Genomic DNA, 4,649 nt, shown 5'->3' with positions numbered 1-4,649 from the left:
GTGCCGGAGCCCCCACCGGTCCGTGAGCGCCCGTTCCCGGCGGACCGGGAGGCGGGTGCCCCCCGGTCCGCGGGGCGCTCCCCGGAGCGGGGGGCGCGCTGCTCGCCCCGGGCCGGGGCCCGCCCGGGGGAGGACTCCCGGCCGGCGCTCGCGGCCGCCCGCGGGGCCCGGCCGGGCGGGACGGTGCCCCGCGCCTCCCGAACCGCGATCTCCTTGAGGCGCAGCGACAGTTGGAGCGTGGTGGGGCGTTCCTCGGGATGCTTGGCCAGACAGGCGCGGATCAGGGGCTCCAGGGCCGGCGGCACCCCCCGCAGGTGGGGCTCCTCGTGCACCACCCGGTAGAGCATCACCTCCGAACTGCCGTGGCCGAAGGCGGAGTCGCCGAGTGCGGCCCAGGCGAGGGTGGCGCCCAGCGAGAAGACGTCGGTGGCGGCGGACACGGCGGCCCCGCGCACCTGCTCGGGCGCGAGGAAGCCCGGCGAACCCACCGCCGTGCCCACCCGGGTCAGGGTGCTGGCCCCGGTCGACCAGGCGATGCCGAAGTCGATGATCCTCGGTCCCTTGGGGGAGAGCAGGATGTTGGAGGGCTTGATGTCACGGTGCACCACCCCCGCCTCGTGGACGGCCACCAGCCCCTCGGCGAGCGCGGCCCCCACCGCCGCGATCTCGGCCGCGGTCATCGGCCCGTCGGTGAGCACCCGGTCGTGGAGCGAGGGGCCCGGGACGTACTGGGTGGCGAACCAGGGGCGTTCGGCCTCCAGGTCGGCCGCCACCAGGCGGGCCGTGCACCCCCCGCGGATCCGCCGGGCCGCGGAGACCTCCCGGGCGAACCGCGAGCGGAACTCCCGGTCCTCCGCCAGATCGGGACGGATCACCTTCAGCGCCACCCGCTGGCCGCGCCGGTCCGAGCCGAGGTAGACCACTCCCATCCCGCCGGCGCCGAGCCGACGGTGCAGCCGGAACGTTCCGACGACTCGCGGGTCCTCGCGCCGGAGCCGCATCATCGCCATGTCCCATCCCCGTCGCCGCTCCGATCTGACGCAGCACAGCTTACGGATCGGGTCGGTCGGTTGGGGGTCCGCCGCGCAGGTGATCCCGGGGCCGCGGGCGGAACCCCGAGACGGTTCCGGGGAGTTCCCCGCTCCGGGGCGGACCTCCGGGGCGGCGGTCTCCACCCGGGGGAGTAGCCGGTGGGGGACGCCCTCCTCCCGGGGGAGGCGTGTGATCCGTTCCGGGGACTGACGTGCGGGACGGGAGCGGCGGCCTATCGTTGCCGCAGGCGGCGGGCGAAGCACTCGTCCCCCGAGGTCACCGTCCGTCGCCGTGAACGGGCCGTCCCCGGTCCTCCCGCACGGGGGGAACGGGGACGGCGCGCGGATGTCGTCCGTGGTCGGGTACGGGGCGTTGAGCGGCGCCCCGGGTTCGGGTGAGCGGCCCGAATCGGGGACCCGGCCGTGTCACCCCGTGGGGACGGGGGTTCGACGGGCGGCTCGGTGGCCGGGTACCGGGGAGGTGCCCGGCCACGCGGCGTTTCCGCCCCCGGAATCCCTCCGGGCGGCGGGGCGACGAACGGCCGGGGGCCGGGGAGCAGCTGCTCCCCGGCCCCCGGCCGGTGGTGGACGATACTGGGATTGAACCAGTGACCTCTTCCGTGTCAGGGAAGCGCTCTCCCGCTGAGCTAATCGTCCCGAGTGCGCGATACTGGGATTGAACCAGTGACCTCTTCCGTGTCAGGGAAGCGCTCTCCCGCTGAGCTAATCGCGCGGACGGCTCCGGTGTGACCGGAGCCGGTGGTGGACGATACTGGGATTGAACCAGTGACCTCTTCCGTGTCAGGGAAGCGCTCTCCCGCTGAGCTAATCGTCCGAGGTGGAGACGGGATTTGAACCCGTGTAGACGGCTTTGCAGGCCGTTGCCTCGCCTCTCGGCCACTCCACCGGCGGGGGTCGGGGACCCCTCGGAGCGGACGACGAGACTCGAACTCGCGACATCCACCTTGGCAAGGTGGTGCTCTACCAACTGAGCTACGTCCGCAGTGCCTCCCGGTCGGCTCGCGCCTCCCGGTGACGCCTTGAACTCTAGCGGATTCCCCGCGCTGCTCAAACTCGGTTGCCGATGCCGGGTCCGGTCGACGGGCGCCGAGCGGGTCCGAGGCCCCCTCCGGCGAGGGGCCCCGCGCCGGTCGGGGCGGTGTCGGCCCGGCGATTCCCCGGCCTCCCGGCGCGGAGCCCCCACCGACCGGGGCCTAGACTCGCACATGTGCACGAGGTGTCCCGTTTCCCGGGGGTCGGCGCCCCCATGGCCCGGTTCGGCGGCCTGCTGGCCACCGATCTGCTGGACGTCACCGACGACCCGGCGGCCCTGGACGCCGGCGGGTGGTGGGCGGTGGCCGTCGACTACGAGGGGCGCGTGACGTGCGCCAGGTTCGGCCGGGTGCGGCCGGACCCCCGACCGCCCCGCGCGGCCGGACGTCGGCACGCCCCCGACCCCGGGCGCTGGACCTCCTCACTGGACCGGGAGGCCTACGTCGCCGGGGTGCGGCGGATCCGCGAGCACATCGCCGCCGGCGAGGTCTACCAGGCCAACCTCTGCCGGGTGCTCTCCGCCCCGGTGGGACCCGACACCGACCCCGACGCCCTCGCCGCCGATCTGGCGGCGGGCAACCCGGCGCCCCACGCCGGGGTGATCCGGGTGCCCTCCCGGGGGGTGGAGATCGCCTGTGCCTCCCCCGAACTCTTCCTGCGCCGGGAAGGCGCCGTCATCGAGTCCGGCCCGATCAAGGGCACCGGACGGACCGAGGCCGACCTGCTGGAGAAGGACCGGGCCGAGAACGTGATGATCGTGGACCTGGTCCGCAACGACCTGGGACGGGTCTGCGTGCCGGGCACGGTCACCGTCCCCCGGCTGTGCGCCGTGGAGGCGCACCCCGGCCTGGTCCACCTCGTCTCCACCGTTCGCGGGGAACTGCGCGGGGGCACCGGCTGGCCGGAACTGCTCCTCGCCGCCTTTCCGCCGGGCTCGGTGACCGGCGCCCCCAAATCCAGCGCCCTGCGGATCCTGCGGGGGCTGGAAACCGTGCCGCGCGGCCCCTACTGCGGCGCCGTCGGCTGGGTGGACGCCGATCGCCGGCGCGGCGAACTGGCGGTCGGCATCCGCACCTTCTGGATCGACCGCGCCCGTTCGGGCGCCGGGGAACTGCGGTTCGGCACCGGCGCCGGCATCACCTGGGGGTCGGACCCCGAGCGGGAGTGGCGGGAGACGGAGCTCAAGGCGGCCCGCCTGCTCGCCATCGCCGCCGGTCGGCCCACCGGGCCGCCGACCGGGGCACCCGGTCGCGCGGGGACGGCGGGCCGCGGCGCGGCGATCGGCGAAGTCGGGGGTACCGTCGCCCGGACGACCGGCTCCGGGGGGCCCGGGGAACGCGAACGACGCGGGGCGGACCCCCGACCCCGCCGGGAGAACGAGGCGATGCGGTGAGGATCTGGCTCAACGACACCCTGACGGACGCCGACGACGCGGCGGTATCGGCGCTGGACCACGGCCTGACCGTGGGCGACGGCGTCTTCGAGGCGGTCAAGACGGTGGAGGGCGTCCCCTTCGCGCTCACCCTCCACCTGGAGCGGATGCGGCGGTCCGCCGCCGGCCTCGGCCTGCCCGCCCCCGACACCGATCTCGTCCGTCGTGCCTGCGCCGCCGTGATCGACGCCGAGCCCCACCCGCTGGGACGGTTGCGGATCACCTTCACCGGCGGACGCGGTCCGCTGGGCTCGATGCGGGCCGCCGTCCCGGGCGCTCCCACCCTGGTCGTCGCCCACGAGGGGTACGAGGCGCGACCGGACACCACGGCCGCCGTCACCGTGCCGTGGACCCGCAACGAGCGCGGTGCCCTGGCGGGACTGAAGACCACCTCCTACGCGGAGAACGTCCTCGCGCTGGCCCGGGCCCGGGAGGCGGGCGCCTCCGAGGCGATCTTCCCCAACACCGCCGGCCTGTTGTGCGAGGGGACCGGGAGCAACGTCTTCGTCGTGGTCGGCGGCGACGTGCTCACCCCACCGCTCTCCTCCGGTTGCCTGGCGGGCATCACCCGGGCCCTGGTGGTGGCCTGGAGCGGTGCCCGCGAGGTCGATCTGCCGCTGGGGGTGCTGCGGGACGCGGACGAGATCTTCCTGACCTCCACCACCCGGGACGTGCAGGCCCTCCACCGGGTCGACGACCGGGAACTGTCCGCCGCCCCGGGGCCGGTCACCACCCGGTTGATGCGGGAGTTCGCCGTCCGCTCGGGCGCCGATCCCGACCCCCGGCCGGTTCCGGTCGGCGGGCGCTGAGCGGGTCCCGGGGAGCCCGACCCGGGTAGGGATGCGACATGACCGTCACCCTGCGACCACGGGAGCCCGAACGGATCACCCCGGACGGTGGCGTCCGGTGCTCCTACCTGCTGCGCGACAACGGCCGCCCGATCGGTGAGCTCGTCCTGTCCACCGACGGCGACCCGCCCCGACGGGGGCGGATCGATCACCTGTGGGTGGCGGAGTCGGAGCGCCGGCGCGGACGGGGCGGCATCGCCCTGCTCGCGGCGGAGGAGGTGCTGCGCTCCCGGGGGTGCGACCGGGTCCGGGCCCTGCTGCCCCTCCCGCCGGGGGAGGCGGGGG

At 75.3% G+C, this 4,649-nt stretch carries 4 protein-coding genes and 5 tRNA genes; 3 read left to right on the top strand and 6 right to left on the bottom strand.

Going from position 1 to position 4,649, the window contains the following annotated elements; translation table 11 throughout:
• The 6 genes from FOE67_RS17145 to FOE67_RS17120 all read right to left on the bottom strand — a co-directional run.
• On the bottom strand, nt 1-1,010 hold a 1,010-nt coding region (locus FOE67_RS17145; RefSeq protein WP_228473975.1), incomplete at its 3' end, for a serine/threonine-protein kinase.
• Nucleotides 1,011-1,613: 603 nt separating this feature from the next.
• A tRNA-Val gene (locus FOE67_RS17140) sits at nt 1,614-1,688 on the bottom strand.
• 4 nt (nt 1,689-1,692) lie between these two features.
• Nucleotides 1,693-1,764, bottom strand: a tRNA-Val gene (locus tag FOE67_RS17135).
• 27 nt (nt 1,765-1,791) lie between these two features.
• Nucleotides 1,792-1,866, bottom strand: a tRNA-Val gene (locus tag FOE67_RS17130).
• 1 nt (nt 1,867) lies between these two features.
• Nucleotides 1,868-1,938: transfer RNA gene (locus FOE67_RS17125), tRNA-Cys, on the bottom strand.
• A 23-nt stretch (nt 1,939-1,961) separates the two neighbouring features.
• A tRNA-Gly gene (locus FOE67_RS17120) sits at nt 1,962-2,034 on the bottom strand.
• A gap of 264 nt (nt 2,035-2,298) precedes the next feature.
• Here FOE67_RS17120 and FOE67_RS17115 point away from each other — a divergent pair.
• The 3 genes from FOE67_RS17115 to FOE67_RS17105 all read left to right on the top strand — a co-directional run.
• Nucleotides 2,299-3,477, top strand: coding sequence for a chorismate-binding protein (locus tag FOE67_RS17115; protein WP_228473976.1), 1,179 nt, complete (start codon nt 2,299-2,301; stop codon nt 3,475-3,477).
• Nucleotides 3,474-4,325 (top strand): aminotransferase class IV, encoded by an 852-nt coding sequence (locus FOE67_RS17110; protein WP_182665241.1) that lies wholly within the window; start codon nt 3,474-3,476, stop codon nt 4,323-4,325. Before FOE67_RS17115 ends, FOE67_RS17110 begins: the two co-directional genes overlap by 4 nt.
• 38 nt (nt 4,326-4,363) lie before the next feature.
• A partial coding sequence (locus FOE67_RS17105; RefSeq protein ID WP_182665239.1) for a GNAT family N-acetyltransferase occupies nt 4,364-4,649 on the top strand: 286 nt, incomplete at its 3' end.

The organism is Streptomyces calidiresistens (genome assembly GCF_014141525.1).
Taxonomy (GTDB): domain Bacteria; phylum Actinomycetota; class Actinomycetes; order Streptomycetales; family Streptomycetaceae; genus Streptomyces; species Streptomyces calidiresistens.
This window is presented reverse-complemented; position numbering and strand designations above follow the sequence as displayed.

Bases quoted from the DNA above. Each gene is read 5' to 3' on its own strand.
- FOE67_RS17115 (WP_228473976.1), top strand. From the start codon at position 2,299: ATGGCCCGGTTCGGCGGCCTGCTGGCCACCGATCTGCTGGACGTCACC.